The following is a 24,568-nucleotide window of genomic DNA, read 5'->3' on the forward strand; positions in this document are numbered from 1 at the left end:
ACAGGTTTTTTCTTGTTAAATTAATGATGGTCTGCTGCTTCTGGTACTGGATCGTTTGGCAAAATTGCACCAATAATGAAAACTAAGATAGAGAATACAACTGAAAGGATTGCACCTGTTTTAAAATCAAATGGTGCACCAAGTACAGAACTTACTACGTAGTTTAACATTGATACTAGTAGGAATGACCATATGAATGTTACGATATATTGCATTAATTTCACCTCAACCGAACTTTTTATATCATAAAGTTTTACTACATATTCATTATCATATCATAACATAAATCGAAAAAAAAAGAATCTTTTCTGTGAAACATGGCGAAATTGTCACAACAATTATTTGGAAATTTTTAGTAATAGTTATTCATTGTGTTCAAATAATAAAAGAGTTGCTTATTAAAAGCCTTCTTATCCTCTTTAATGTGGGAAAGTGCTCAATACAGAGGTCACTTAGCTCAAAAATATAGATGAACCACTCAATAAAGAGAGAAACACAATCAAAAATAAGGATTAAACGCTCAGAAAAGGGCTCACTGCGCTCCATAGAAAGGACAAGCCGTCCAATTAAATGCTAACCACATCAATCCATTCAAACTACCTTCCAGAACCTTTAAACACATAGGGGCAATGGACATTAATTTTAATTCATCTTGCACCTCTCCTTCATTATGAGTTATAATTATGACCAGTTACTAATAATTGATAGTAAGAAAGCTGAGGGGTTGCTAAATGAACGCTGGTATTATAGGAATAGGCAAATACGTTCCAGAGAAGGTTATGACAAATTTTGATTTAGAAAAAATTATGGATACTTCAGATGAATGGATTCGAACTCGAACAGGGATCGAAGAGCGTCATTTTGCCGCGGACAATCAGGAAACTTCAGATTTAGCAGTTGCTGCAGCAAAAGAGGCTATTGCGAATGCAGGTATTGCGCCTGAAGAGATCGGTTTAATCCTAGTAGCCACAGTAACACAAGATCAAACATTTCCAAGTGTAGCATGTATGGTTCAGGAGCAAATTGGTGCAGTGAATGCAGCAGCGATGGACCAGGCTGCAGCTTGTGCAGGATTTATATATAGTTTAGTGACAGCAAAGCACTTTGTAGAAGCAAATGCTTATAAATATGTCTTAGTAGTAGGTGTTGAGAAGCTGTCAAAGGTAATTGACTGGAATGATCGTAATACGGCCGTGTTATTCGGTGACGGAGCGAGTGCAGCAATAGTTGGACCAGTATCGGATGGCAGAGGTATCTTATCGTTTGAGCTTGGTGCAGATGGTACAGGTGGAAAGAATCTGTATTTAACACAGCAAGATACAATTGCTATGAATGGTCGAGAAGTGTTTAAATTCGCTGTGCGCCAGATGGGTGAATCTGCTGTCAATGTACTAGATAAAGCAGGCTTAACAAAAGAAGATGTGGACTTCTTAGTGCCGCATCAGGCAAATATTCGAATTATGGAATCTGCTCGAGAACGATTGGAGCTACCACCTGAAAAAATGTCAAAAACCATTCATAAATATGGTAATACTTCAGCAGCATCGATTGGCATTTCCTTGGTAGAAGAGCTTGAAGCAGGTAAGATTAAAGATGATGATTTATTAGTACTTGTTGGATTTGGCGGCGGCTTAACATGGGGCGCAGTTGCTATGCGATGGGGAAAATAATAACGAAAAATGCTTGAGGGGAGTAAGACAATGAGTAAACGACGAGTAGTAATTACAGGAATTGGCGCAGTTACACCACTAGGAAATAGCATCGAAGAAACATGGACTAACATTAAAGCTGGGAAATCAGGTATTGGCGAATTAACACGTTTAAATAAAGATCTATTCGCAGCCAAAATTGCCGCTGAAGTAAAAGACTTTGATATTGAAAAATATGTTGATCGTAAAGAAGCTCGTAAAATGGACCGCTTTACACATTATGCCCTTGCAGCGTCTATCATGGCAATGGAAGATGCACAATTAACAATCGATGAAGAGCTAGCACCACGTGCAGGTGTTTGGATTGGCTCTGGTATCGGCGGTATGGAGACATATGAACAACAATTTTTAATGTTCCAAGAGCGTGGTGCAAGACGTGTCAGCCCATTCTTTATTCCAATGATGATTCCAGACATGGCTTCAGGTCAAGTATCGATTCATTTAGGTGCAAAGGGTATTAACTCCTGCTCTGTGACTGCTTGTGCTTCTGGTACAAACTCAATTGGTGATGCATTTAAAGTAATTGAACGTGGTGACGCAGATGTAATGATTTCGGGTGGAGCTGAATCACCAATCGTGACGATGGCTGTTGCAGGTTTCTGTGCCAATACAGCACTATCTTTAAATACAGATCCAGAAGCAGCTTGCCGTCCATTCGATAAAAATCGAGATGGTTTTATTATTGGTGAGGGTGCAGGCATTGTTATTCTAGAGGAATATGAGCATGCTAAAGCCCGCGGTGCGAAAATTTATGCAGAAGTACTTGGCTACGGTGCAACAGGAGATGCTCATCATATTACTGCTCCTGCACCAGAAGGAGAGGGTGCTGCACGTGCGATGCTACAAGCGTTAGCGGACGGAGGCGTGGAACCTTCACAAGTTGACTACATTAATGCACATGGAACAAGCACACCTTATAATGATTTGTTTGAAACACAGGCAGTAAAAACAGCCTTTGGTGAGCATGCTTATCAACTAGCAATGAGTTCTACAAAATCGATGACAGGTCACTTATTAGGTGCCGCTGGTGGTGTTGAAGCTATTTTTACAGCGTTAGCACTGAAAGAAGGTATTTTACCGCCAACAATTAATTTACAGGAGCCAGACCCAGAGTGTGATTTGGATTATGTTCCAAATGAAGCTCGAGAAGCAGACATCGTTTATGCAATGAGCAACTCACTTGGCTTTGGTGGACATAATGCTAGTCTTCTATTTAAAAAATACGAGGGATAATTACTAAATTTGAAAAAACGTCAGCCTAATTTACGAGGCTGACGTCTTTTTTTATCTTTTTTCGAATAGATGATTAATAGAAATAAATCGAAAGGATGCTGTGATTATGTTCCGTCTCTTTTTATTTTTAATGAGCTATGGTTTAATAATTCTCTCTGTAGGGAATCTTATATTGTATTTAAATTATCGAACACTTGGGTATTCCTGGATCGTTGTCTTTAAATTTATGATGCATACAACAGAATTTTATATAGCTCTTGGATCAGCTATTGTGTTAGGAGCTATTGTTTTGGATCTCCGTTTTGAGAAGTCATCTAGCCAAGAAGATAAAGTATGAACTTTAGCATACCCTAAAATTGGTCAAGCATTAGATCCAGTTCTTTATTTACGTGTACGGCCAAGTCCCATTGCTTCTTCCATGCGTTTTAATGTAGCACTTGCAATAGCATTTGCCTTTTCAGCGCCTTCGTCTAAAATAATATCTAATTCGGAAGATTCTACCAAGTGATAGAACTTCTCTTGGATTGGTGTCAGGTGATCAATAATTGCTGAAGCAACACCTTGTTTGAACCCACCGTAGCCGACACCTTCATATTTTTGCACAAGCTCCTCAATAGAAACGCCAGAAATTGCTGATTCGATTGTTAGTAGGTTAGAAACACCAGGTTTATTTTCTACATCAAATGCCACAATACCATCAGAGTCAGTGACAGCCGATTTAATTTTCTTCTCAATATCTTTTGCTGGATCTAAAAGCTTGATGGTTGCTTTTGTATTTGGATCAGACTTACTCATTTTTTTTGTAGGCTCCTGCAACGATTTAATGCGGGCTCCTGCCTTCGGTAATTGGATTTCTGGAATCTTTAAAACCTCACCATAACGTTTGTTAAAGCGCTCTGCAAGATCACGAGTAAGCTCAATATGCTGCTTTTGATCATCGCCTACAGGTACAATATTTGTGTTATACAGAAGTATGTCAGCTGCCATTAATGGCGGGTATGTTAAAAGAGCTGCTGATACACTTTCCTTACCTTGAGATTTATCCTTGAACTGGGTCATACGCTCAAGTTCACCAATCGATGCGACACATTGTAACATCCAGCCTGCCTGTGCGTGAGCCGGCACTTCAGATTGAATAAATAATGTGGATTTTTTAGGGTCAATGCCTGTAGCAATATAGGTAGCTGCTAGGTTACGTATATTTTGACGTAATTCTTTTGGGTCCTGTGCTACTGTTATGGCATGTTGATCAACGATACAATAGATAGCTTCTCCTTCGTCTTGTAAAGCGGGAAATTGCTTGAATGCACCTAAATAGTTCCCTAAAGTTACAATACCCGTTGGTTGTACGCCAGAAAAAATAGTTGTCATGTCGTTTCCTCCTTGAATTCATTACCTCAGAGTGAATGTCTATTACATAATTACCTAGCTGAGGCTGCTGTTTATTATTCAATAAAAAAACATCATGCGTCCTCATTAGTTTACTAATGAAGGGACGAATGATGTTTGAATCCGCGGTACCACCCAGCTTGCCAAATAAAGGCCACTCTACTTCGTAACGTGAAGGGACGAGCATTGCTAATAGACACATTTAGTCGTTCACAAAGCTAACTCGGAAGTCCATTCCAGATGCTTACACGATCTGTTTACAGCAACCACAGACTCTCTAAACGTGTAAGATGCATATGTACTACTCTTCGTCAAAGTTTTTTCTTCATTCAAATACCAAAGACTTATTTGATGTATTGCAGAAAATTATATTATAAAGACTTAGTGAATTGCAAGTATGTAAAGTCAGACTTTTGGCGGTGTTTTTTTGCAGAAAAAAATTATATGCTTACTAAGCTATGTTTTTTATTAGAAAATGCAACCAAAATTATGCAATAAACGTCTAATTTGTACACACTGAATTGACAATATTCTCGTTTGAAAATTATAAATGAGAACAAAAATAAGAGGGAATTGAAGGTTTAAAATGCTTTGTAAATGGGAATATTAATAGTAGTTCATTAGACATGCAAAGAAGTTCTTATAGTGAAAGCTATATAAATAGACAGAATATTTCGAGATAAGGTTTGTCTTTTTTTTATTGGAACTATATTCAAACACCATAGAGTGCTGTATAATGATTATGTAGTTTTACATTACATTAATTCTAATTTAACACACTGGTTTATAGATAACGATTAAAAGGAAGGATGTGTCAATATGATCGTAACATTATTTACTTCACCAAGTTGTACGTCTTGTCGAAAAGCGAAAGCATGGTTAGAGGAGCATGAAATCCCATATACAGAACGGAATATATTTTCTGAACCGTTAAGCATTAGTGAAATTAAAAAAATTTTACGGATGACAGAGGATGGTACAGATGAAATTATTTCAACACGCTCTAAAATTTTCCAAAAATTAAATGTTGATGTTGAAAGCTTACCATTGCAACGTTTATATGAATTAATTCAAGAACATCCAGGTTTATTACGTCGTCCCATTATTTTAGACGAAAAGCGTTTACAGGTTGGTTACAATGAGGATGAAATTCGACGTTTCTTACCTCGTAAGGTTCGTGCTTATCAACTACAAGAAGCACAGCGCATGGTGAACTAATTTTTCCCTTTACTGCATAGAATAAATAGTAGATGTTACAAATCATTTGTGACATCTATTTTTTTTGTGTTTTACTTATGTAAAATCCTCTATATAAAGTATAATAAATAATAGGGAAAAGTCATATATTTCCGTTAAAGTATGTTAAACTTGATTTAAGATAAATAGTTTACTACAATTTCAATAATTCAAATATCTTCTGTGAAACGGTGTATATCCTTTTCATTTTATGACGGAACAGCATACAATAGAATTAGAGACAACTGTGAAATACAAATTGATCAACGGTTGCTCGACGTTTTACTGTAGTGTAGTCAAAGGTTGAAAAACAAATGGAGTATGAAGGTTAAAAAAGATGAATAAAAGCATACTAATGAAACAAAACTGTTTTTCGACAAATGACAGTGAAGGGAGATGAGGTCTAGTGGACATCGAACGTGTAAATGAAAATACACTCAAGCTCTTTATTACGTACAATGATATAGAGGATCGCGGCTATAGTCGTGAAGAAATTTGGTACAATCGAGCAAAGGGTGAACAACTTTTTTGGGATATGATTGATGAAGTAAACACGGATGATTATTTTGATGTAGAAGGTCCGATTTGGATTCATATCAATGCGTCTGAAGTAGGCTTGGAAATCATTGTCACACGTGCACACATATTAAAAGACGGTGAAACATTAGATGGTCATTCGCATTTTGATGAACAAAAAGATATGTATGCCCCTTTTGATGAAGTTGGAGAGGATCTTCTTAGCCAGCTAACTCAATTTGGTGACATAGATGAGTCAGAATTATTTATGGATACAGATATTTATGTTTATAAATTTAAAGATATTGATGAGTTAATCCCTGTCGCAAAACGTATGACAGACGAATTAGTGGATTCCTCATTATTCAAATATGAAGGTTGGTACTATCTAGTAGTTGATTTTGCAAACGCAGACGAAGATTTAAATCGTCACGACAGAAATGCTGTTATCAAAGAATTTTTAAGTCCATCGAATTTCACAATTCATCGCTTAGAGGAATATGGTGAAAAAATTATGGAGTTTAATTGCTTTGAAACAGTGCGCAAATACTTTCATTAAATAATTTAGCTTTTTAGGCTGTAAACCTCTTGATGTTTATCAAGTTTGTTTACAGTCTTTTTTGAGTCAATTTTTAAATTTCAAGAAAAAGCCGTTAATAAGTTGCTGCTAGAAAAGTACTCCCATACAATTAGGCAAAAAGGAGACGATTCTATGTTAATTGCCTATAATGAAGAGCGTCAGCTTTTTCTCCCATATCAATATACGAGGGAAGACTTACAAAGATATAGGCAACTTATGAAATTTTATTGTCCGCAATGTCAGCATCCTGTTCACCTAAAAATCGGTAAATATAATATTCCTCACTTTGCTCATCAATCAAAAAATAACTGTACCCAGTTATTTTCAGAGGGGGAGTCACAACTTCACTTGCAAGGAAAAATGCAATTATTCGAATGGCTAAAAAAGTTAGGGCATACAGTAATGCTGGAGCCTTATTTAAAAAAGCTTTCGCAGCGCCCAGATTTACTTGTAACGAGTGACCAAAGGCAAGTTGCCATCGAATTTCAATGCAGTACAATCTCACATGAAAAGTGGTTATTACGTACAGCTAGATACAATAAAAATACTATCCAAGTATTATGGCTTTTTCAGACACCTCTAAAAAAATCATCCTTACAAGGCATTCAAAAACTTTTCATTTCTCCTATTTTGCAAAAAAACATTGCTTATACAATGCTAGGTCAACCCTATTTAATGACCTACGATGCAATGACCTCTAGATTTAATTATTGGACGAATCTTTTGCATGTTCATGGGCATACTTTTATAGGCAAAGTTCAAGATATGTCAACTAACAACCAACACTTTCCATTTTATGAACCAGTAGTGATAACAATAGAAGAATTCCAGCTATATTGGCAGCTTTATAAAAAATACTGTCGGCAATTCGTCTATCAGCGGTTACTACATAATTATAAGGGTGTACAGGATTCATTTCTACGAAGCTGTTATGAATTAGGCTTTACTCTTACTGCTATGCCTGAGTACGTAGGTATACCAGTAAAAGCTAGTGAGGCAATACCAATGTTCTCTATCGAGTGGCAAACTATTTTGCATTATTTTTGCCGAGGTATTCAGCGATTACCTCATCAATTAAATACGAGCGAGATTCGATTGTTTTTAAGAGAACAAAATATTGATGTTACAGATCAAGCAATGGAGGCTACCCAAAATTACGTAGCCATCCTTGCGAAAATTTCTCAAAATTATTTTCCTCTAGATATATGTGAGTATGTGTATGCACATTTATTTGCAATTGCCACAATATACTGAGAAAATATGAGAGTATAGGAAAAACTCACATAATAAGGGGGCTGGCATACATGGCTAGTAACAAAGTTTTAGTAAGAAATGAAGTTCCAGAAGAGCTGACTTGGCGCTTGGAAGATATATTTGCAACTGATGCTCTATGGGAAGAAGAGTATAAGGAAGTCGCAGAAATTGCCAAGAAGGCATCTAGCTATGCAGGTACTTTAAAAAATGGAGCAGATGCTTTATTAGCAGTATTAACTTATCATGATCAGGTTTATGAACGCGCAATGAAGCTTTACACATATGCCCATATGCGCTATGACCAAGACACAACAAACAGCGTCTATCAGGATATGAATAGTCGTATTCAAACATTAGCAACTAGCATCTCAGCTGCCCTGTCGTTTTTAACACCAGAGATTTTATCATTAAGCGAAGAGACAATAGAACAATATTTAGAGGAAAATAAAGACCTACAACTATATAAACAATCTTTAAAAGAAATAACGATGGCTCGTCCTCATATTTTGCCAGCAGAACAGGAAGCATTACTGGCACAAATGTCTGAGGTAACAGGTACAGCTTCTAATACATTTGGCATGTTAAACAATGCTGATTTAGTTTTCCCTAAAGTGAAAAATGAAGAGGGAGAAGAAGTTCAGCTTACACATGGAAATTATATTAAGTTTTTAGAAAGTAAAGATCGTTCTGTTCGAGAAAACGCCTTTAAAGCAGTGTACGAAACGTATGGTAACTTTAAAAATACATTTTCCGCTACATTAACTGGTAATGTGAAAAAACACAATGTTAGTGCACGTATTCGAAATTATGATTCTGCACGGCAGGCAGCAATGTCCAATAACTTCATTCCAGAAAATGTTTATGATCAATTAGTAGAAACAATCCATAAACATTTGCCAGCTATGCAGCGTTATATTTCATTACGTAAAAAGCTATTAGGCGTAGATGAGCTGCATATGTGGGATTTATTTGTACCCCTTGTTAAGGAAGTTGAGATGAAAGTCACTTATGATGAAGCTAAGGATATTTTAGTGAAAGCATTAGCACCGCTTGGTGAGGAATATCAAAGCATTGTGCAAAGTGGTTTTGATAACCGCTGGGTAGACGTTCTTGAAAACAAAGGGAAGCGCAGTGGTGCCTATTCATCAGGTGCATATGGAACAAACCCATATATATTAATGAATTGGCAGGACAACGTGAATAACCTCTTCACACTTGCTCATGAATTTGGTCATAGTGTACACAGCTATTATTCACGTAACAATCAGCCGTTTGTCTATGGAGATTATTCCATATTTGTAGCTGAAGTGGCTTCAACGTGTAATGAAGAGTTGTTAAATGATTATTTACTGAAGACTATTGAAGATCCACAACAAAAAATATATTTATTAAATCATTGGTTAGATGGCTTTAGAAGCACTGTTTTCAGACAGACAATGTTTGCAGAGTTCGAACACCGAATCCATCAAATGGATAAAAATGGTGAATCTCTAACAGCAGAACGTTTAACAGAGGTTTACTATGATTTAAATAAACAATACTTTGGTGAGGACATTGTTTTAGATGAGGAAATAGGCTTAGAATGGGCACGTATTCCACATTTTTACTACAATTATTATGTTTATCAATATGCTACAGGTAAATCAGCAGCTACGGCATTAAGCAAACAAATTTTAGAAGAAGGGGCACCAGCTGTAGAACGTTATATCAATAATTTCTTAAAAGCAGGTTGCTCTGACTTCCCGATTGAGGTATTAAAGGCAGCAGGTGTTGACATGAACGTGGCACAACCAATTGATGATGCGTGTAAAGTATTTGAAGAACGTTTAGATGAGTTAGAAAAATTATTGTTGAATAATTAATTAGGGAGGCTGTAGGAAAAACACTACAGCCTTTTTTCTATCATAAGCCAATTAATAAAAAAGAAAAGAATAATGATTTTTTTTGATTTCTAAATGTTTGAAAGTGCACATCTTGGAAAAATACTGTCTGTAATCGCTTTCTATTTGACAAATTTGTGAATCTACTATCGGTATCATTGCTAAATTTATTATTCCATGATAAAGTGAATCATGTGAAATAAATCACAAAACAAACATACACCCCTTTGTTTGAACGTGAACATTTCTCCCATCCCCTTTGTGAAAAAGAAGCGTCTCTATCTGTCGAGGATAGAGACGCTTCTTTATATTTATATTAAAAATACTCATTAAAAAATAGGGACCCAACAAAAATGTCGAGTCCCTATTTTTTAAGATAATAGTATAATTGCATTATTTAATACGCCATAGTGTAGCGTGATCTGTCTGAATTCGTTCAATCTTTTGTTGTAGCATACGTTTCTTTAATTCACGTTCAGCTGCTTGCTCTGTTAATGAGTAGATGAAAGCTACTTCATTTGTTGAGATTGTATGAAATTTCGAAAATAACTCTTCTATTGTTGGTAATGGTTGACGTACTAGCTGTTGGTCTAGCATCTCTTGTAAAATATGTTCATAGACTTCATAGGAATAACTACCACTAACTTTAAGACCCTCATCTTCAATACATTCATTGAAAAATACAATACTGGGCACCTCTTCTACTTCCATTTCGCGTTTTATATATAAATCGCATTGGAAGGCACGTGCAGCTTCCTTTGAACCAAAATCCGCAGTGAATTCATTCATATCTAATTGAACATCCTCTGCAATTTTTAACAGCGTTGCATAGGAATTTACATCTTCATGGCTTAGTAATACATATTCTTGTAATTTCGACAAATAACGTGCACCAGAACGTTTGCCCTGTAACTCTGCTGCTTTAATAGCGATAGAAGGTAAAACAGGGTGATTTATGTCGAGTTCAATACCAGATACACATCCCTTTACACGTTTGCTGAGACAATTCAACGACGAAAGCTCTGTGCTAAGGACAAAGCGCCATGTAAAGTAATGGTGGTATTCCAGCTGTAATTTACGAAGCATGGCTTGCATACTGTAAGCTTCAGGACAAAGTGGATCTACGAAAATATACAATTCAATAGGCTTATTAGCAGTAGTAATCACTGGAGTTGGCTCTTGTAGCATTTGAATATTATTCACGTAACAATTCCCCCTCATCGTCATTTGGCGTATTAATCATGTGATGAGCTGTTAAAACTAAACGTTGATAATAAGTTTCGCGGAACTTCCCTTCCAAGCCAACTTCATCCATTGCTTCGGACATACATTCAAGCCAAGCTTGAGCACGATCAGGTGTAATTTGAAAATTCATATGACGTGCACGCATCATTGGATGTCCATGCTCCTCAGTAAAAAGATTCGGACCACCTAAATACTGTGTTTGAAATTGAATTTGTTTGCGGGCTGTCTCTGTCAAATCTTTAGGAAAGATTGGAATAAGATCAGGATGCTGTCCAACTCTTTTATAGAACGCATGAATAAGTTCTGACAGTTTTTCAGCTCCCAGCTCCTCATAAGGAACAGTGTATTTTCGAGTCATAAGTTAAATGCTCCTTTAATTCTTTATATCATAAAGTACAATTTTTGTATCTTCATTCACTAGAAGACTCTCAACTCTAACGGTGATGAGATGAAAGTTTGAACACAACACACTATCGCCAAGTCAGAAGTGATACTTTGTCATCAGGAAAAATGTGAAATTCTTGTGACTACCTTCATTCTATCAACGTCTTTTCGTTAACACAAACAAAGCGCTCTTTCGAATTGTTTTTTGCTAAAAAGCACAAATTTCACCATCATGGGTGAAATTTGTTGAAAAAGACCGTAATAACAGTGATTATGCATTTAAACTGTGAAGTAATTCATCACTTTTTTGACATAATTCTGTGTTTCTTTGAAAGGTGGAATACCACCATATTTTGTAACACGTGATGCTCCAGCATTATAAGCAGCTAAAGCTAGCGTTGGGTCATTATCGAATTTATCGAGCATTTGGCGTAAATATTTTGCCCCAGCCATAATATTTTGCTCAGGATCAAAAGCATCTGAAACGCCTAAATACTGAGCTGTTTTTGGCATTAATTGCATCAAACCTTGTGCTCCAGCATGACTTAGCGCTAAAGGATTAAAATTAGACTCTTGTTTGATAACCGCAGCGATAAGTTTTTCAGGTACATTATACGTTGCAGCTGCCTTTTCAATGATTGAAGCATATTTATTTGCTCCTGTTAATGAATTAGCATATGCTTGTGAACCGATAACATCATCTGAAACATAGGAATCAAGCTTTGTACTAGATTGTGAGTTTGCTAATGCAGCTTGCACATAGGCAGGTACGAAAACGGCATTAGAACCTTTATATAATAAAGCTTGTGCATTTTCAGATACGTCACTTGGAAGTGCAGAGGAACCATTTAATCCAAGTAGATTAGAAAATTTTGCATTACTAGCCGTTGTAGCGTCACCAAGCAATTCGCCAATCATATCAGAAAACATGGAACTGCTGTCTGTAATAGTGTTAGAAGAGTTTTCAGTCGTTCCTAGTGTTTGCAATGCTTGAATTTCAAGTAACGTTTTAATTGATTGGATATCCAAGAAGTTGGTCACCCTTTCTTATGATATTGTTTTAGCTATCCATATTATTATCTTCTGTTTGTAAAGCCTTCATAAAGCGTGCGATTTTCTTTTCTGTAACTTTTTTTTCGATATGATATTGCTGCAAAAAATCGTTGAAAATCACATTTCCTTTTGTTGCATCTTTTGATTCATATTCTACCTCATAATCGTCACACTGCAAATAGAAAGAATGATCAAAAACTAGAAGTCCATCTTTATATGGTATTTCAACACGATCAGTTGTCAGTGATCCAAAAACGGCTAGTTCATTAAGAGGAATATGATATAGAGCTAGTTTTTTTGCAACTTCCTGTGCATAAAAGCCTTGACCTTCTAGCATTTGTTGAGCCTGCTCAGCAGTTAATACATCAGTCGTTTCTATGTGTGTGTGCTCTGCACTTTTTTCTTTTAACGTACATTCATAATAATTGTCAATTTGTCTAATTCGTAGCCCGCTTTGTCTTTTTTTTATCGCTTGAGAAGGTGTGTCGAAATAATGATTTGTTTGACGATGAATAGCATTTTCTTGAATGCTAAATTCTTGCAGTAAATGCTCGTATTGTTGTTTCGTCAAAAGGTTTTTAAATTCAATTTCAAGTTGTTGTGTCATATTTTGCTCACCTATCTATATGTTATTTTTCCTGTTTTGTCTATGAGGCAATTAAAAAATGAATGTTAATTTGCTGATCAACATAGCCATTTTGAATAAAGTATAATTTCTTGATTTAACATTTACACACTGCAACTATTTACCCCGTATGATAAAATAAGAGGAAGAGTAAGACGAAAAGGGGAACCACATGTGCGTAAAATTTATACCATTGAAACATTGAATTTTGAAAACGATCAGCTTCATTTTAGTTTAAACGACAATGAAGTAAATTTACAGTTAAAACCTGCTGCACAATTAATAGCAGATTCTGATGACTTTGCGTTTATTTATTTACTTGATGCAGGAGAGGATTATCATTACTTGCGTTTTCCACCGAGTAGTTGGGAGAATCTTGTACATATTTTACAAAAAAAGCAAAATCCAAAGCTACAACTAGGTGAAAAAGTAATTGAACTTACAAATTTCTACGATGAATTAGAAATGCTCGTGTATAATATTGAAGGAAATTACAATTATGGAGCAGAATTTGTCCAAGCAGTGGAGCAGCACTTTAAGACAATTCTCGCGGAATAAAAAGACAAAACGAACAGACGGTGTTGGTTTTGTTCGATACCGAATGTCGGGAGGTTTTTGCGATGGGACAATGGGAAATATTTTTAAGTCCTTACAAACAAGCAGTAGATGAATTAAAAGTGAAGTTAAAGGGTATGCGTTCACAGTTTGGCATTGTTAATGCAAATTCACCAATTGAATTTGTCACTGGACGCGTAAAGCCTTTAGCTAGTATATATGATAAAACATTAGAAAAAGGACTATCCTTTGAGCCCTCTAAACAATTAGGCGATGAGCTAGGTGATATCGCTGGCCTTCGAATCATGTGTCAATTTGTGGATGATATTTCGACAGTGACGGAACTTATACGACAACGTAAAGATATGCGTGTAGTAGAAGAACGTGATTATATTACACATAATAAACCGAGTGGATATCGTTCCTATCATATGATTGTGGAGTATCCTGTAGAGACGATTCAGGGGAAAAAGGTAGTTTTGGCTGAAATTCAAATTAGAACACTAGCCATGAATTTCTGGGCATCTATTGAGCATTCATTAAATTATAAATACAAAGGCATGTTCCCAGAGGAAATAAAAAATCGTCTTCAAAGTGCTGCAGAGGCTGCTTTCCGTCTGGATGAGGAAATGTCATCTATCCGCAGTGAGATTCAGGAAGCACAGGCTTACTTTAGTGAATACAAAGAAGCATCGAATCCTAATTTACTATCAGAGAAGGAGCGTGACACACAATGAAATTTTCCATTCAATCACGTAGAGATGCACAATCGAACGAATTAATGGAGCTAGCCAAAACATATTTACAGGATTTTGGCCTAACTTATGATGAGGAATCACCAGAAATTGTTGTTTCTATAGGCGGAGACGGTACATTATTACATGCTTTCCACCGCTATTCACATTTATTAGATCAAGTTGCATTTGTGGGTATCCATACAGGGCATTTAGGTTTTTATGCAGACTGGAAGCCATCTGAATTAGAAAAGCTTGTTCTCTCTATTGCAAAAAAGGATTTTAATGTAGTGGAGTATCCTCTATTAGAAGTAAAAGTAGAGCATCATAATGCCGAATCAAACACATATTTAGCATTGAATGAAGCAACAGTAAAATCACCTGATGTTACACTAGTGATGGATGTAGAGTTAAATGGTAATCAATTTGAGCGTTTCCGTGGAGATGGTCTTTGTGTGTCAACACCTTCTGGTAGTACTGCCTATAATAAAGCCCTTGGAGGAGCTATTATCCATCCAACTTTAGCAGCGCTTCAAATCACTGAAATTGCATCCATTAATAATCGTGTTTTCCGTACAGTTGGTTCACCATTAATACTGCCAGCACATCATCACTGTATATTACGTCCTGTGAATGATCAAAACTTTAATATGACAGTAGATCATTTACAAGTCACACAAGGCGATGTGAAGTCAATAGCCTTTAATGTAGCAAATGAACGTGTACGTTTTGCCCGTTTCCGTCCATTTCCATTCTGGGAGCGAGTACATGAATCCTTTGTCGCAAATGAATAAGATGGATACAAGATTTACGCTGCGTTTTATTGCAGAAAAGGAAGGTCAAATATTGCGGGATGCCTTACAAGAGTGGCGTATTTCAAAGAGAGCATTAACAGCCATTAAATTTGAAGGCGGCCTATTAACAGTCAATAATGTGGAATGCAATGTCAGACATATCCTGCACATTGGCGATCAGGTTGAGGTAAAGTTTCCACCTGAAGAGAAAAGTGAAGGTCTTGCTGTTGAATATGGTAATCTTTCCATTGTTTATGAAGATGATGCTATTTTAGTACTCAATAAACCAGCATTTCAAAGTACGATTCCTTCAAGGGAGCATCCTTCTAACAGCATAGCCAATCTAGTATGCGGTCACTTTCAACAACAAGGTCTAGCATCTACTGCTCATATTGTGACGAGGCTTGATCGTGACACTTCTGGTTTGCTATGCATTGCTAAACATGCTCATATTCATCACTTAACAGGACTTGCACAGCGCAATAGAGAAATTTCACGACAATATGAAGCAATTGTGCATGGACATGTTGGTCAGGATAGACAATCCATTATCGCACCTATTGGACGGAAGGATACAAGTATTATTGAACGCGAGGTTCGTGAGGATGGTCAATTTGCCCATACAGATGTGACCGTTTTACAGCGTTTTAGTTTTGAAAATAAGCCTATGACTCATATAAGATTAAAGCTTCATACAGGTCGTACACATCAAATAAGGGTGCATATGGCGTATTTAGGACATCCACTTATTGGTGACGAACTTTATGGTGGTAGTCGAGAACTGTTAAATAGACAAGCCCTGCATTGCGTCTCCTTAGCTATGCTTCACCCGTTGTCAGGAGAAAATCTCCATTTTACAAGTGCATTAAAAGAAGATATGCAGCGATTAATTCATGACTCCTTGGCTTAACAAAATAATCAGCCGTTATGTCACGATATTTTCAATGAAACGATTGCTCAAACATGTTAAATAATCGAGGAGATGTTCGCGCAAATCGGGCATCTCCTTATCGTTTTTCTAACTGATGATATGGTGAATAATTTTTCTTAACGTTATGTTTACAGAAATGATAGTCATTGTAGGGTATAGTAAAATAGAAGTTCTACTATCTAAGTCGAATAGTAAGCAATATTGAAATTTTTGCTTGAAATTAGTTTCAATTGTTATCGAATAAAAAAAGGGTTTGCAGAAAAGGTATAATACACTCTATTATATAGAAGGTAGATTTATGGCAACCTATGAATGATTAAATGCTCGGAAGGAGGGGACAAGCATGATAGAGGAAAGAAATGAAAAGGATGATGTGCAATTCGACGAAGCACATTTACGGGAAATGCTGGAAGCGCATGATATTGACGCATTCCGTGAAGAGTTTTTAGAGCTTCATCCATATGATCAGGCAACGTTTTATGAGAAGGTGGAACCTGATATAAGGAAGATCATCTATTCATTCTTGGCTCCGACTGAAATGGCTGATATTTTTGAGGCAATTGATATAGATGATGATGAATATACAGCATATCTAGCTGAGATGGAACCTTCTTATGGTGCTGAAATGCTTTCGCATATGTATGCAGATGATGCAGCGGATGTATTAAATGAATTAGATACAGAGCAACGTGAAAGCTATTTAGGCATGATGGATGAGGAAACGGCTGAAGAAATTAATGAGCTTCTTAGCTATGATGAATATACAGCCGGTTCAATCATGACAACAGAGTATGTAGCAATTCCAGAAAATTCGACAGTTCGTTCAGCTATGGCCATCTTACGGAAAGAGGCGCCAGATGCAGAGACTATTTATTATATTTTTGTTGTTGATGAGGCACATCGCTTAACAGGTGTTATTTCTCTTCGTGACTTAATTATTGCTGACGAGGATACGCTAATACGTTCTATTATGAATGAACGTGTCGTGATGGTGCATGCGGAAGATGACCAAGAAGAGGTTGCTCAAATTATGAAGGATTATAATTTCTTAGCAACGCCAGTTATTGATGATAAGGGAGAATTACTTGGCATTATTACAGTCGATGATATTATTGATGTTATTGATGAAGAAGCATCAGAAGATTACTCGAAATTAGCGGGTATTTCCGATATGGATAAATTCGATACGACTTCCTTACAAGCTGCAAAGAAACGCTTGCCATGGCTAGTGATACTACTATTTTTAGGGATGCTTACAGCAAATTTAATGGGGCAATTTGAGGCAACTTTAGAAAAGGTTGCGTTACTTGCTGTGTTTATCCCTCTTATTTCAGGTACTTCTGGAAATAGTGGAACACAGGCTTTAGCAGTAGCAATACGAGGAATTGCTACAGGTGATGTAGAAGAACATAGCAAGCTAAAATTATTAGCACGTGAAGCAGGCACAGGTCTAATGTCTGGAGTAGTATGCGGAGTGATTGTTATTGGCATTATCTATATTTGGAAGCAAGAGCTCTTATTAGGAATGTTGGTAGGGGCAGCATTATGTGGTTCTATTTTAGTTGCAACACTTGCAGGCTCTTTTATCCCACTTCTTATGCATCGCTTAAAAATTGATCCAGCGGTTGCATCAGGTCCTTTTATTACAACATTAAATGATATTACAAGTATTTTAATTTACTTAGGTTTGGCAACAGTATTATTAAGTCAAATAGGCTAAGAACCAAATTACTCACTTTTGCATATTGTATGAAAAAAAGGGAAGTGAGTAAAGTGGATCGTGAGCCACGCTTATTTATAAAATCACCATCATATTTCCTGAATATTTCCAAGGTGTTACATGAACTTGAGTTGGATGAAAGTACATCTGTGTATGTAAAGGATGGCTATTTTAGTGAGCAACCTGTTGAAGAAAAAGAAGAAGTAATCGAAGAAGTACAAATAGATCCCTATTTACTAAAGCAACTTCAATTTTTAGAAAAGCCATTTCGACAAAAAGCGTATCAGCCATTATTAATTTGTTTAAAAGATGGCAGAAAATTAAGCGGTTCAGCATCAGAAGTACAGATCGATTCATTGAAGCTTACTTCTTTAGAATTGAAGACACAAGAGATTATATATTTTGAGGATATTGATCAAATATTTTGGCGAGGAAGAAAATTGCCAACCCTATGAAAAAAGTGTACAGCAGAGGATGCTGTACACTTTTTTATGTGTAGTGTGTCAAAGGAGAAAAGATTTAGTCACATATCCCTAAGTCAACATCGGCAATACATTGTACTGCGCAGAAGCAAGATAAATCTACAGTGATACAGCTCTCAGTAGAATTCCAATCATCTACTTTACAGATTTTTTTCATGTTGACACAGCAACCATCGCGGCTTAATAAATCTACTGTAGTTTCGCTAGAGTCAAAGGAACATAAAGGCTCTAACACACGTAAAGTAGCACAGCACTCATCAAACATATCTTCTACACGGAAGAAGACAGATGTACAAATACATGGATCTGCTGTTGGAGAATTAAAGAATGCTTTAAATGGAGTACCATCTTTTGTGATTAACATAAATACACGTGTATCTGCGTGAGAACGTGCAGGACTTACAATGCCTCCAAGTGGTTCTAAGAAGCAGTTAGCTGTACATGGTTGACACTCTTCTCTCACCGCTTGATTTTGAATATCTAATATAGCGCGAACTACGTCACAAACGCAGCCTGCTGATTGGATTGGTCCAATAGGATTTGTTGGCTTACCACAACCCATATTGTCACCTCCTTTCCTCGTTACTACTTCTACAATATGTCCTTATGAAAAATGGACTCGGGCTTTTGTATGCATCGGCAAATGAATAGTTTTTTTATGTATGGAGAAACTTTAAGCAAAAGGAGGGAGAGACTTGAAGCTACTCGGATTAATGTTACCTCTATTTGTCAGTTTGTCATTATTAAGTGGTTGTGGTGAAAAAGAAAAATTCGTTATCTACGGTTCGTCAGAAAACGAAAAAGATGTTGAATCCATTTTAAAAGAAGACTATGTGGACAAAACAACGGTTATTCAATATGACGATAGTATGCTTGTAGCAGTTCAAATTAAACCATGGGAAAAGTGGAGAAAGACTAAATTAGAGGAAAAATTACAAAAGAAATTTGATGAGAAATATCCAAATAAAGAAGTTTTTGTTTCAGCTGATTATAAAATTTATTATGAAGCCAATAAAATAAAAAAGGACAAAGTTGAAAATAATATACTTAACGATAAAATCACTGAACTGATAAAACTTGCGAAGGAGGAGACATAAGTGGAAAAAGAGCAATATAAGCAACTCGAACAAAATGTTACACCAAAGCCCCCTATTTTAAAGAATGTTGCAAAGGCATTTTTTGTTGGTGGCCTAATTTGTACGATTGGACAAGCTGTGTCACTGTTTTACATCATTTTCTTTAATTTCACGGAAGCAACAGCAGGAAATCCAACAGTTGCTACAATGGTCTTTTTTGCCATGATTTTAACAGGCTTTGGCTTATATAAAAGAATTGGTCAATTTGCTGGTGCAGGTTCAGCTGTGCCTGTCACAGGTTTTGGTAATGCTGTTATTTCAGCAGCAATTGAGCATCGATCAGAAGGATTAGTACTTGGTGTTGGTGGGAATTTATTTAAATTAGCTGGATCTGTCGTGTTATTTGGTGTAGTATCTGCCTTTTTTGTTGCACTTATTAAATATATTTTAGTGACGATAGGAGTGGTTTCATGGTAATTATTTTTCAGTCGAAGCCATCCTTAATAGCAGGTGGTGTAGTAGCAGGCCCACTTGAGAATCGAAGCATATTTAGCCAATATTTTGATGCAATTTATGATGACGAGCGATGGCAAATGAAGACTAATGAACAGGGACATCGGAAAATGGTGGAGGAGGCCTGTGAATTTGCCATAAAAAAAGCAGGGGTGCATAATCCTGATATTGATTATTTAATGGGGGGGGATTTAGTCAATCAAATGACACCAACCAATTTTGCTGCTAGAGATTTAGCCATCCCCTTTATTGGATTATTTTCTGCATGTGCAACCTCCATTTCTTCAGTTATTGTAGCGAGTCTTTTAACAGAGGTTGGTGCTGCCAATTTATCATTAGCTGGTGCATCGAGTCAGCATAATGCTATAGAGAGGCAATTCCGTTATCCGGTTAATTATGGCTCGCAAAAGCCCCAAACCGCACAATGGACAGTAACAGCTGCTGGATATGCCTTGATTGGTAAACATCGTGAGGAGTACCCTTCGATAGAGGCAGCAACTGTCGGAAAATCTATTGATTATGGTATGGACGATCCCTTTCATATGGGTGCTGCAATGGCGCCAGCTGCTTTTCAAACGATTCAATCTCATTTAGAGCAGCGAAATCAAAAGATATACAATTATGATTTAATTTTAACAGGTGACCTAGGTCAGCTTGGCTTGAAACTTCTAAAGGGAATGCTTGTAGATAGTGGCATAAAAAATGAAGAGCTAACAATTTTACGTGATGCAGGTGCGGAGTTTTATGGACAGGATGAATCATTCCAATCTGGTGCAAGTGGTGCAGGCTGTTCGGCAGCTATTTTCTTTAGTTATGTTATCCAGCAAATGCGAGCAGGGACCTATAAGCGAGTGCTTCTTGTCGCAACGGGGGCATTACTATCGCCTCTTTCATTTCAGCAAGGTGAAACAATTCCGTGTACGGCACATGCAGTTGAAATTACAATGAAATGAGGCAAAAATTATGGTAATGACATTTGTGTTTGCATTTATTGTCGGAGGTATTATTTGTGCTATCGGTCAATTAATGATGGATGTTGGTAAATTAACACCAGCTCATACATTAAGTACGTTAGTTGTAGTGGGTGCCATACTAGACGGTATGGGATTGTATGAACCCATTATTGATTTTGCAGGAGCTGGAGCAACTGTGCCAATTACATCCTTTGGAAACTCGTTAACACATGGTGCAATTGCAGAGGCAGAAAAACATGGGCTTGTAGGTGTATTAACGGGTATGTTTGAAGTGACAAGCTCAGGTATCAGTGCAGCAATAATCTTTGGCTTTATTGGAGCATTAATTTTTAAACCAAAAGGAAATATCGATTAGACGAATAACCCTCCCACTTCTACACCGAAAACATATTATAGGTTGTAGAAGGGAGGGTTGCTTTTATGGGATATCAAGGCTGGTGCGCTCAACCGTATGGAGGGAATGTTGGTAGCTGGAACAATAATTATTGCGGAGGCAATGACTATGGTGGCTATTGTTATGGAGGCTATAGCGGTGGCAATAGTTCAACATTTGTGCTAATTGTTGTTCTTTTCATTCTTTTAATTATCGTAGGCGCTACTTTTGTAAATTAATGTGACATTAGATAAAGGGCTTTAACTTTTCTTTGGAGTAACCTTTCTAAAACAAGTTAAAGCCTTCACTAGTTGTTTTGACATGCATACAATAGTGAGGATTAAACAGAATTGTAATGATAGGAGGGGAAACATGAATCGCTCGTTCTTTAATTCAATTGAACAAAAAACAGGAGTATCGATGGAGGAAATCTTCGCATTAGCAAATGCTATTCAACATGCAGATTTTACAAGCGAAAAACAAGTAAGAAAAATCGTACGACGTGTAGCTAAGGTGTCCAATAGACAAATAACTCAAGAGCTTGAGGATAAATTAGTACAATCTATTATTCAAGATGGAGCTTCACTAGATTTAGATAAAATTACTAGAATGATGAAATAGTATGAATTTACTATTATGCAAGGAACTATGTCAAATAAGACAGCATAAAGATTGGTTAAATGGATGTTCATTTATAAATCAATCTTTTAAACAGTGTAGAAAAATAAAAAGGGTGTTACGATATGCCACAGCATTATCGTAACACCTATTTGTTAAATCTCTTTTTCCATGGCACGATGCGGAATGCCGGCATCCATAAATTCAGGTGAAGTGACTGTGTAGCCAAGCTTCTCATAAAAAGGAATGGCATAGCTTTGGGCATGGAGCTTTAGTTTTTGCTTATTCATTGAAATGGCGTGTTTCTCCATTTCCTTCATAATTAAAGCACCAAGTTTTTTTCCGCGTTGGTCTTGTGAAATGCAAACACGTTCTATTTTCACAGCATCATTTTCGATATTGCGTAAACGTGCAGCACCAACAGGATTGTCGTCATCATACATAATGAAATGCGTTGCGGTTGCATCCTCTGCATCACATTCAAGATGAAGCGGAACACCTTGTTCTTCTACAAAAACTTTTTTGCGGACTGTAAACGCATCATCATGTTCTTTCTGTGTTTCCACTATCTTAACGTTGTACAAAACTTACTCAGCTCCAGTCAATCGGAATGTTTCATAAGTTGTCCATGAACCGTCCTCTAATTGGTATAGTAGATGAATGCGATCAATCGTATCTTTTTCATCAACGCCCGTCATACGTAATTGTCCAAAAATATCATCATGCTCAGAGTCCGTCATTTTTTGTGCAATCGTAATATGTGGCACAAAGACATGCTTTGGTTCACCAAATGGTACTTTTTCTTGTATAGCTTGGTTGAATGCTACTAATTGTTCAGTTGGTTCAATGCGGAAATAAATTGCATTGGTTGTTGGGAAAAACGAACTTATGCGTGATGCATGAATAGTTAAAGGCGCATAATTGGCAGTAAGCTCATCTAATTGCTTTACGATGGATTGAATATCTTCTTCCGTAGCATCAAAGCTGTCTTTTAATGTCATATGCGGAGTAATTTGCGCATAATGAGGATCGTAACGTTTGCGATAAGTGTTCGCTAAATCTTGCAATTTTTTTGATGGAAATGCCACAATACCGTACTTCATAGTCCATTACCTCCCGAAAATAAACAATTTTTCTATTTAAGTATAACAGAAATTTACCTTTTCGTAATTTGAATCGCCTAAGATTAATTGAAATTTTCTATCAATGCCCGTCTTAAATCAGGCTTCCAATATTTCCACGTATGATTGCCGTCAAATTCATCATAAAATGTAGAAAATCCTTTGCTAAGCATGAGGTTATGCAGTTGACGATTAGGTGTTAAAAAATCTTTTATAGTTTTGTCCATCGTGACTACCTTATCTTCACCCTTGCCAACAATGTGATAGATAGAAATTGCCCCTGGATCTTTAAAATTCTCTACAGCCTTAAGAACATCCTCATCTACATAGGGGGATTGCATGATGACCTTACCAAAAATACTTGGGTATTTTAATGCGGCCATTAAGGAAGCGGTTGCAGCCATCGAATCACCAATTACTGCACGACTCATTCCCATCTGGTAGGTTGCATATTCAGCATTTAAATATGGCACAAGCTCATGGGCTAAAAAACGCAGATAGGGTTCGTGCTGTTCTCCACTAGGAATATATTTGTGGCGTCGATCCTTAATATCCTTATAAGGAACGAATGCAATTATTAAATTTTCGATTTCATAGTCATCAATCAGCTCATCAGCAAGTTTTGTAATACCCCCAAGCTGGAAGTAATCCCTGCCGTCAGATGCAATCAAAATGTTATATTTATATAGTGGAGAGTAATTAGCAGGAACATAAATATAAAGCTGTAATTCCTCCTGTAATGCTTCACTATAGAACTTTAAATCCTGTACAGTTCCCTTATCCAATGGTGACACTCCTTCTTGTGTTTGTAACAAAATTGTACCATATTACCAAAGTAAAGGTATAATAGGTTGGGCTAGACTTATACTAGCAATAAAAACGAAATGAGGGTTAGTTATGCATGATAAAAGTAGTCGAATACACTCTGATGAAGTAGCAAAGGCAGCTCAAGCTGCACTCATTCGTCGCGGTGTAACACTGGAGGATATTGCAGAGATCGTTTATGAAATGCAAAAAACCTATAATGAAGGCTTAACATTGGAGCATTGCGTTCATTCTGTTGAGCGAGTTTTACGTAAGCGCGAAGTTCAACACGCTTTATTAGTAGGCATTGAATTAGATGAACTTGCTGAGAAAAAATTACTATCAGCACCTTTACAGCAAATAATTGAATCTGATGAAGGATTATTTGGTGTAGATGAAACAATCGCACTCGGATCTGTTTTTACATATGGTAGCATAGCAGTAACAACTTTTGGACACCTAGACAAGCAAAAAATTGGTATTATAAAAAAACTCGATACGGATCCTGGGCATCATGTCAATACGTTTTTAGATGATTTGGTTGGTAGCATCGCAGCATCTGCCGCCTCACGTATTGCACATCGTATGCGCGATTTGGAAGAAGAGGGCGAGACATTTGCAGATATTGAACCACAAGAGCTAGGGCCAAAACCAAAATCACATAATGAGATTTAAAATAGTGTTTATGAAATAATCAGAACCACCAGTCTAACTGGTGGTTTGCTCTACGCGTGAAACGCTGGGGTACTGGCCCATGTCTAAAGACACA

At 36.8% G+C, this 24,568-nt stretch carries 30 protein-coding genes and 1 other annotated feature; of the genes, 20 read left to right on the plus strand and 10 right to left on the minus strand.

Annotated features, from left to right (window positions below; genetic code table 11):
- Positions 1-20: 20 nt before the first annotated feature.
- Positions 21-215 (minus strand): YjzD family protein, encoded by a 195-nt coding sequence (locus AC1RNS_RS14115; RefSeq protein WP_427538605.1) that lies wholly within the window; start codon positions 213-215, stop codon positions 21-23.
- A 516-nt stretch (positions 216-731) separates the two neighbouring features.
- Here AC1RNS_RS14115 and AC1RNS_RS14120 point away from each other — a divergent pair.
- From AC1RNS_RS14120 to AC1RNS_RS14130, 3 genes are all read left to right on the plus strand, one after another.
- On the plus strand, positions 732-1,670 hold the full coding sequence (locus tag AC1RNS_RS14120) for a beta-ketoacyl-ACP synthase III (RefSeq protein ID WP_492993524.1): 939 nt from the start codon (positions 732-734) through the stop codon (positions 1,668-1,670).
- A 30-nt stretch (positions 1,671-1,700) separates the two neighbouring features.
- Positions 1,701-2,942 (plus strand): beta-ketoacyl-ACP synthase II, encoded by a 1,242-nt coding sequence (gene fabF, locus AC1RNS_RS14125; protein ID WP_492993526.1) that lies wholly within the window; start codon positions 1,701-1,703, stop codon positions 2,940-2,942.
- Positions 2,943-3,048: 106 nt separating this feature from the next.
- Positions 3,049-3,279: a YuzI family membrane protein gene (locus AC1RNS_RS14130; RefSeq protein WP_492993527.1), complete on the plus strand. Its 231-nt coding sequence runs from the start codon at positions 3,049-3,051 to the stop codon at positions 3,277-3,279.
- 44 nt (positions 3,280-3,323) lie between these two features.
- Here AC1RNS_RS14130 and trpS read toward each other — a convergent pair whose 3' ends face one another.
- Positions 3,324-4,313, minus strand: a complete 990-nt coding sequence (gene trpS, locus AC1RNS_RS14135) for a tryptophan--tRNA ligase (protein WP_492993528.1) — start codon at positions 4,311-4,313, stop codon at positions 3,324-3,326.
- Positions 4,314-4,430: 117 nt separating this feature from the next.
- Positions 4,431-4,655 (minus strand) — a binding site (T-box leader).
- A 498-nt stretch (positions 4,656-5,153) separates the two neighbouring features.
- Between trpS and spxA the strand changes: the two genes are divergently transcribed.
- The 4 genes from spxA to pepF all read left to right on the plus strand — a co-directional run bounded on the left by spxA (position 5,154) and on the right by pepF (position 9,779).
- Positions 5,154-5,549, plus strand: a complete 396-nt coding sequence (gene spxA, locus AC1RNS_RS14140; protein ID WP_427538889.1) for a transcriptional regulator SpxA — start codon at positions 5,154-5,156, stop codon at positions 5,547-5,549.
- A 424-nt stretch (positions 5,550-5,973) separates the two neighbouring features.
- The gene (gene mecA / locus AC1RNS_RS14145; protein WP_492993529.1) at positions 5,974-6,642 is read left to right on the plus strand and encodes an adaptor protein MecA; all 669 of its coding nucleotides are present in this window, start codon (positions 5,974-5,976) and stop codon (positions 6,640-6,642) included.
- A 153-nt stretch (positions 6,643-6,795) separates the two neighbouring features.
- Positions 6,796-7,917 carry a competence protein CoiA gene (locus AC1RNS_RS14150; protein ID WP_492993530.1) on the plus strand — a complete coding sequence of 374 codons (1,122 nt, stop codon included), beginning with the start codon at positions 6,796-6,798 and terminating at the stop codon, positions 7,915-7,917.
- A gap of 50 nt (positions 7,918-7,967) precedes the next feature.
- Positions 7,968-9,779 carry an oligoendopeptidase F gene (pepF, locus tag AC1RNS_RS14155; protein ID WP_492993531.1) on the plus strand — a complete coding sequence of 604 codons (1,812 nt, stop codon included), beginning with the start codon at positions 7,968-7,970 and terminating at the stop codon, positions 9,777-9,779.
- A gap of 411 nt (positions 9,780-10,190) precedes the next feature.
- Here pepF and AC1RNS_RS14160 read toward each other — a convergent pair whose 3' ends face one another.
- The 4 genes from AC1RNS_RS14160 to AC1RNS_RS14175 form a co-directional block, all read right to left on the minus strand.
- A complete protein-coding gene (locus AC1RNS_RS14160; RefSeq protein ID WP_492993532.1) occupies positions 10,191-11,000 on the minus strand; it encodes a DsbA family protein in 810 nt (269 codons plus the stop codon).
- A complete protein-coding gene (locus tag AC1RNS_RS14165; RefSeq protein ID WP_492993534.1) occupies positions 10,993-11,400 on the minus strand; it encodes a globin domain-containing protein in 408 nt (135 codons plus the stop codon). Before AC1RNS_RS14165 ends, AC1RNS_RS14160 begins: the two co-directional genes overlap by 8 nt.
- A 305-nt stretch (positions 11,401-11,705) precedes the next feature.
- On the minus strand, positions 11,706-12,455 hold the full coding sequence (locus AC1RNS_RS14170; RefSeq protein WP_492993535.1) for a lytic transglycosylase domain-containing protein: 750 nt from the start codon (positions 12,453-12,455) through the stop codon (positions 11,706-11,708).
- Between the two features lie 31 nt (positions 12,456-12,486).
- Positions 12,487-13,086, minus strand: a complete 600-nt coding sequence (locus AC1RNS_RS14175) for a CYTH domain-containing protein (RefSeq protein ID WP_492993537.1) — start codon at positions 13,084-13,086, stop codon at positions 12,487-12,489.
- Between the two features lie 192 nt (positions 13,087-13,278).
- Here AC1RNS_RS14175 and AC1RNS_RS14180 point away from each other — a divergent pair, with 192 nt between their 5' ends.
- The 6 genes from AC1RNS_RS14180 to AC1RNS_RS14205 all read left to right on the plus strand — a co-directional run bounded on the left by AC1RNS_RS14180 (position 13,279) and on the right by AC1RNS_RS14205 (position 18,293).
- Complete coding sequence (locus AC1RNS_RS14180) at positions 13,279-13,662, plus strand: UPF0738 family protein (RefSeq protein ID WP_492993538.1); 384 nt, start codon at positions 13,279-13,281, stop codon at positions 13,660-13,662.
- Positions 13,663-13,724: 62 nt separating this feature from the next.
- Positions 13,725-14,396, plus strand: a complete 672-nt coding sequence (gene yjbM, locus AC1RNS_RS14185) for a GTP diphosphokinase (protein ID WP_492993539.1) — start codon at positions 13,725-13,727, stop codon at positions 14,394-14,396.
- On the plus strand, positions 14,393-15,187 hold the full coding sequence (locus AC1RNS_RS14190; protein ID WP_427538567.1) for an NAD kinase: 795 nt from the start codon (positions 14,393-14,395) through the stop codon (positions 15,185-15,187). Before yjbM ends, AC1RNS_RS14190 begins: the two co-directional genes overlap by 4 nt.
- A 1-nt stretch (position 15,188) precedes the next feature.
- On the plus strand, positions 15,189-16,097 hold the full coding sequence (locus tag AC1RNS_RS14195; RefSeq protein WP_492993559.1) for an RluA family pseudouridine synthase: 909 nt from the start codon (positions 15,189-15,191) through the stop codon (positions 16,095-16,097).
- 364 nt (positions 16,098-16,461) lie between these two features.
- Positions 16,462-17,838: a magnesium transporter gene (gene mgtE / locus AC1RNS_RS14200; protein ID WP_492993541.1), complete on the plus strand. Its 1,377-nt coding sequence runs from the start codon at positions 16,462-16,464 to the stop codon at positions 17,836-17,838.
- A gap of 53 nt (positions 17,839-17,891) precedes the next feature.
- Positions 17,892-18,293 carry a hypothetical protein gene (locus AC1RNS_RS14205; RefSeq protein WP_492993543.1) on the plus strand — a complete coding sequence of 134 codons (402 nt, stop codon included), beginning with the start codon at positions 17,892-17,894 and terminating at the stop codon, positions 18,291-18,293.
- A 64-nt stretch (positions 18,294-18,357) separates the two neighbouring features.
- On the opposite strand, the gene AC1RNS_RS14210 is transcribed toward AC1RNS_RS14205, so the two are convergent.
- Complete coding sequence (locus tag AC1RNS_RS14210) at positions 18,358-18,882, minus strand: CotY/CotZ family spore coat protein (protein ID WP_427538558.1); 525 nt, start codon at positions 18,880-18,882, stop codon at positions 18,358-18,360.
- Between the two features lie 133 nt (positions 18,883-19,015).
- Between AC1RNS_RS14210 and AC1RNS_RS14215 the strand changes: the two genes are divergently transcribed.
- From AC1RNS_RS14215 to AC1RNS_RS14240, 6 genes are all read left to right on the plus strand, one after another.
- Positions 19,016-19,417 carry a YhcN/YlaJ family sporulation lipoprotein gene (locus AC1RNS_RS14215; protein WP_492993545.1) on the plus strand — a complete coding sequence of 134 codons (402 nt, stop codon included), beginning with the start codon at positions 19,016-19,018 and terminating at the stop codon, positions 19,415-19,417.
- Positions 19,418-19,873 (plus strand): stage V sporulation protein AC, encoded by a 456-nt coding sequence (spoVAC, locus tag AC1RNS_RS14220; RefSeq protein WP_492993546.1) that lies wholly within the window; start codon positions 19,418-19,420, stop codon positions 19,871-19,873.
- Complete coding sequence (locus AC1RNS_RS14225; RefSeq protein ID WP_492993547.1) at positions 19,867-20,862, plus strand: stage V sporulation protein AD; 996 nt, start codon at positions 19,867-19,869, stop codon at positions 20,860-20,862. The genes spoVAC and AC1RNS_RS14225 overlap by 7 nt, the downstream gene beginning before the upstream one ends.
- Positions 20,863-20,878: 16 nt before the next feature.
- On the plus strand, positions 20,879-21,238 hold the full coding sequence (gene spoVAE / locus AC1RNS_RS14230; RefSeq protein ID WP_492444422.1) for a stage V sporulation protein AE: 360 nt from the start codon (positions 20,879-20,881) through the stop codon (positions 21,236-21,238).
- 65 nt (positions 21,239-21,303) lie between these two features.
- Positions 21,304-21,495 carry a YjcZ family sporulation protein gene (locus tag AC1RNS_RS14235; protein ID WP_427538546.1) on the plus strand — a complete coding sequence of 64 codons (192 nt, stop codon included), beginning with the start codon at positions 21,304-21,306 and terminating at the stop codon, positions 21,493-21,495.
- A gap of 133 nt (positions 21,496-21,628) precedes the next feature.
- Positions 21,629-21,877: a stage VI sporulation protein F gene (locus AC1RNS_RS14240; protein ID WP_492993549.1), complete on the plus strand. Its 249-nt coding sequence runs from the start codon at positions 21,629-21,631 to the stop codon at positions 21,875-21,877.
- A gap of 152 nt (positions 21,878-22,029) precedes the next feature.
- On the opposite strand, the gene AC1RNS_RS14245 is transcribed toward AC1RNS_RS14240, so the two are convergent.
- From AC1RNS_RS14245 to AC1RNS_RS14255, 3 genes are all read right to left on the minus strand, one after another.
- Entirely contained in the window at positions 22,030-22,458 is a 429-nt protein-coding gene (locus AC1RNS_RS14245) for a GNAT family N-acetyltransferase (RefSeq protein ID WP_492993550.1), read from the minus strand.
- A gap of 3 nt (positions 22,459-22,461) precedes the next feature.
- Entirely contained in the window at positions 22,462-22,977 is a 516-nt protein-coding gene (locus AC1RNS_RS14250) for a YjcG family protein (RefSeq protein ID WP_492993552.1), read from the minus strand.
- An 83-nt stretch (positions 22,978-23,060) separates the two neighbouring features.
- Complete coding sequence (locus AC1RNS_RS14255) at positions 23,061-23,780, minus strand: alpha/beta hydrolase (protein WP_492993554.1); 720 nt, start codon at positions 23,778-23,780, stop codon at positions 23,061-23,063.
- Between the two features lie 112 nt (positions 23,781-23,892).
- Between AC1RNS_RS14255 and AC1RNS_RS14260 the strand changes: the two genes are divergently transcribed.
- Positions 23,893-24,474 (plus strand): phosphatidylglycerophosphatase A family protein, encoded by a 582-nt coding sequence (locus tag AC1RNS_RS14260; protein ID WP_427538532.1) that lies wholly within the window; start codon positions 23,893-23,895, stop codon positions 24,472-24,474.
- Positions 24,475-24,568 lie beyond the last annotated feature (94 nt).

Source organism: Lysinibacillus sp. GW821-FHT14F06, from assembly GCF_058803665.1.

What these genes read in the sequence shown, in the direction of transcription:
- AC1RNS_RS14115 (WP_427538605.1), bottom strand. Translation starts at nt 215, where the DNA reads ATGCAATATATCGTAACATTCATATGGTCATTCCTACTAGTATCAATG.
- AC1RNS_RS14120 (WP_492993524.1), top strand. Translation starts at nt 732, where the DNA reads ATGAACGCTGGTATTATAGGAATAGGCAAATACGTTCCAGAGAAGGTT.
- fabF (WP_492993526.1), top strand. Translation starts at nt 1,701, where the DNA reads ATGAGTAAACGACGAGTAGTAATTACAGGAATTGGCGCAGTTACACCA.
- AC1RNS_RS14130 (WP_492993527.1), top strand. Translation starts at nt 3,049, where the DNA reads ATGTTCCGTCTCTTTTTATTTTTAATGAGCTATGGTTTAATAATTCTC.
- trpS (WP_492993528.1), bottom strand. Translation starts at nt 4,313, where the DNA reads ATGACAACTATTTTTTCTGGCGTACAACCAACGGGTATTGTAACTTTA.
- AC1RNS_RS14150 (WP_492993530.1), top strand. Translation starts at nt 6,796, where the DNA reads ATGTTAATTGCCTATAATGAAGAGCGTCAGCTTTTTCTCCCATATCAA.
- pepF (WP_492993531.1), top strand. Translation starts at nt 7,968, where the DNA reads ATGGCTAGTAACAAAGTTTTAGTAAGAAATGAAGTTCCAGAAGAGCTG.
- AC1RNS_RS14165 (WP_492993534.1), bottom strand. Translation starts at nt 11,400, where the DNA reads ATGACTCGAAAATACACTGTTCCTTATGAGGAGCTGGGAGCTGAAAAA.
- AC1RNS_RS14175 (WP_492993537.1), bottom strand. Translation starts at nt 13,086, where the DNA reads ATGACACAACAACTTGAAATTGAATTTAAAAACCTTTTGACGAAACAA.
- yjbM (WP_492993539.1), top strand. Translation starts at nt 13,725, where the DNA reads ATGGGACAATGGGAAATATTTTTAAGTCCTTACAAACAAGCAGTAGAT.
- AC1RNS_RS14190 (WP_427538567.1), top strand. Translation starts at nt 14,393, where the DNA reads ATGAAATTTTCCATTCAATCACGTAGAGATGCACAATCGAACGAATTA.
- AC1RNS_RS14195 (WP_492993559.1), top strand. Translation starts at nt 15,189, where the DNA reads ATGGATACAAGATTTACGCTGCGTTTTATTGCAGAAAAGGAAGGTCAA.
- mgtE (WP_492993541.1), top strand. Translation starts at nt 16,462, where the DNA reads ATGATAGAGGAAAGAAATGAAAAGGATGATGTGCAATTCGACGAAGCA.
- AC1RNS_RS14210 (WP_427538558.1), bottom strand. Translation starts at nt 18,882, where the DNA reads ATGGGTTGTGGTAAGCCAACAAATCCTATTGGACCAATCCAATCAGCA.
- AC1RNS_RS14225 (WP_492993547.1), top strand. Translation starts at nt 19,867, where the DNA reads ATGGTAATTATTTTTCAGTCGAAGCCATCCTTAATAGCAGGTGGTGTA.
- spoVAE (WP_492444422.1), top strand. Translation starts at nt 20,879, where the DNA reads ATGACATTTGTGTTTGCATTTATTGTCGGAGGTATTATTTGTGCTATC.
- AC1RNS_RS14235 (WP_427538546.1), top strand. Translation starts at nt 21,304, where the DNA reads ATGGGATATCAAGGCTGGTGCGCTCAACCGTATGGAGGGAATGTTGGT.
- AC1RNS_RS14240 (WP_492993549.1), top strand. Translation starts at nt 21,629, where the DNA reads ATGAATCGCTCGTTCTTTAATTCAATTGAACAAAAAACAGGAGTATCG.
- AC1RNS_RS14250 (WP_492993552.1), bottom strand. Translation starts at nt 22,977, where the DNA reads ATGAAGTACGGTATTGTGGCATTTCCATCAAAAAAATTGCAAGATTTA.
- AC1RNS_RS14260 (WP_427538532.1), top strand. Translation starts at nt 23,893, where the DNA reads ATGCATGATAAAAGTAGTCGAATACACTCTGATGAAGTAGCAAAGGCA.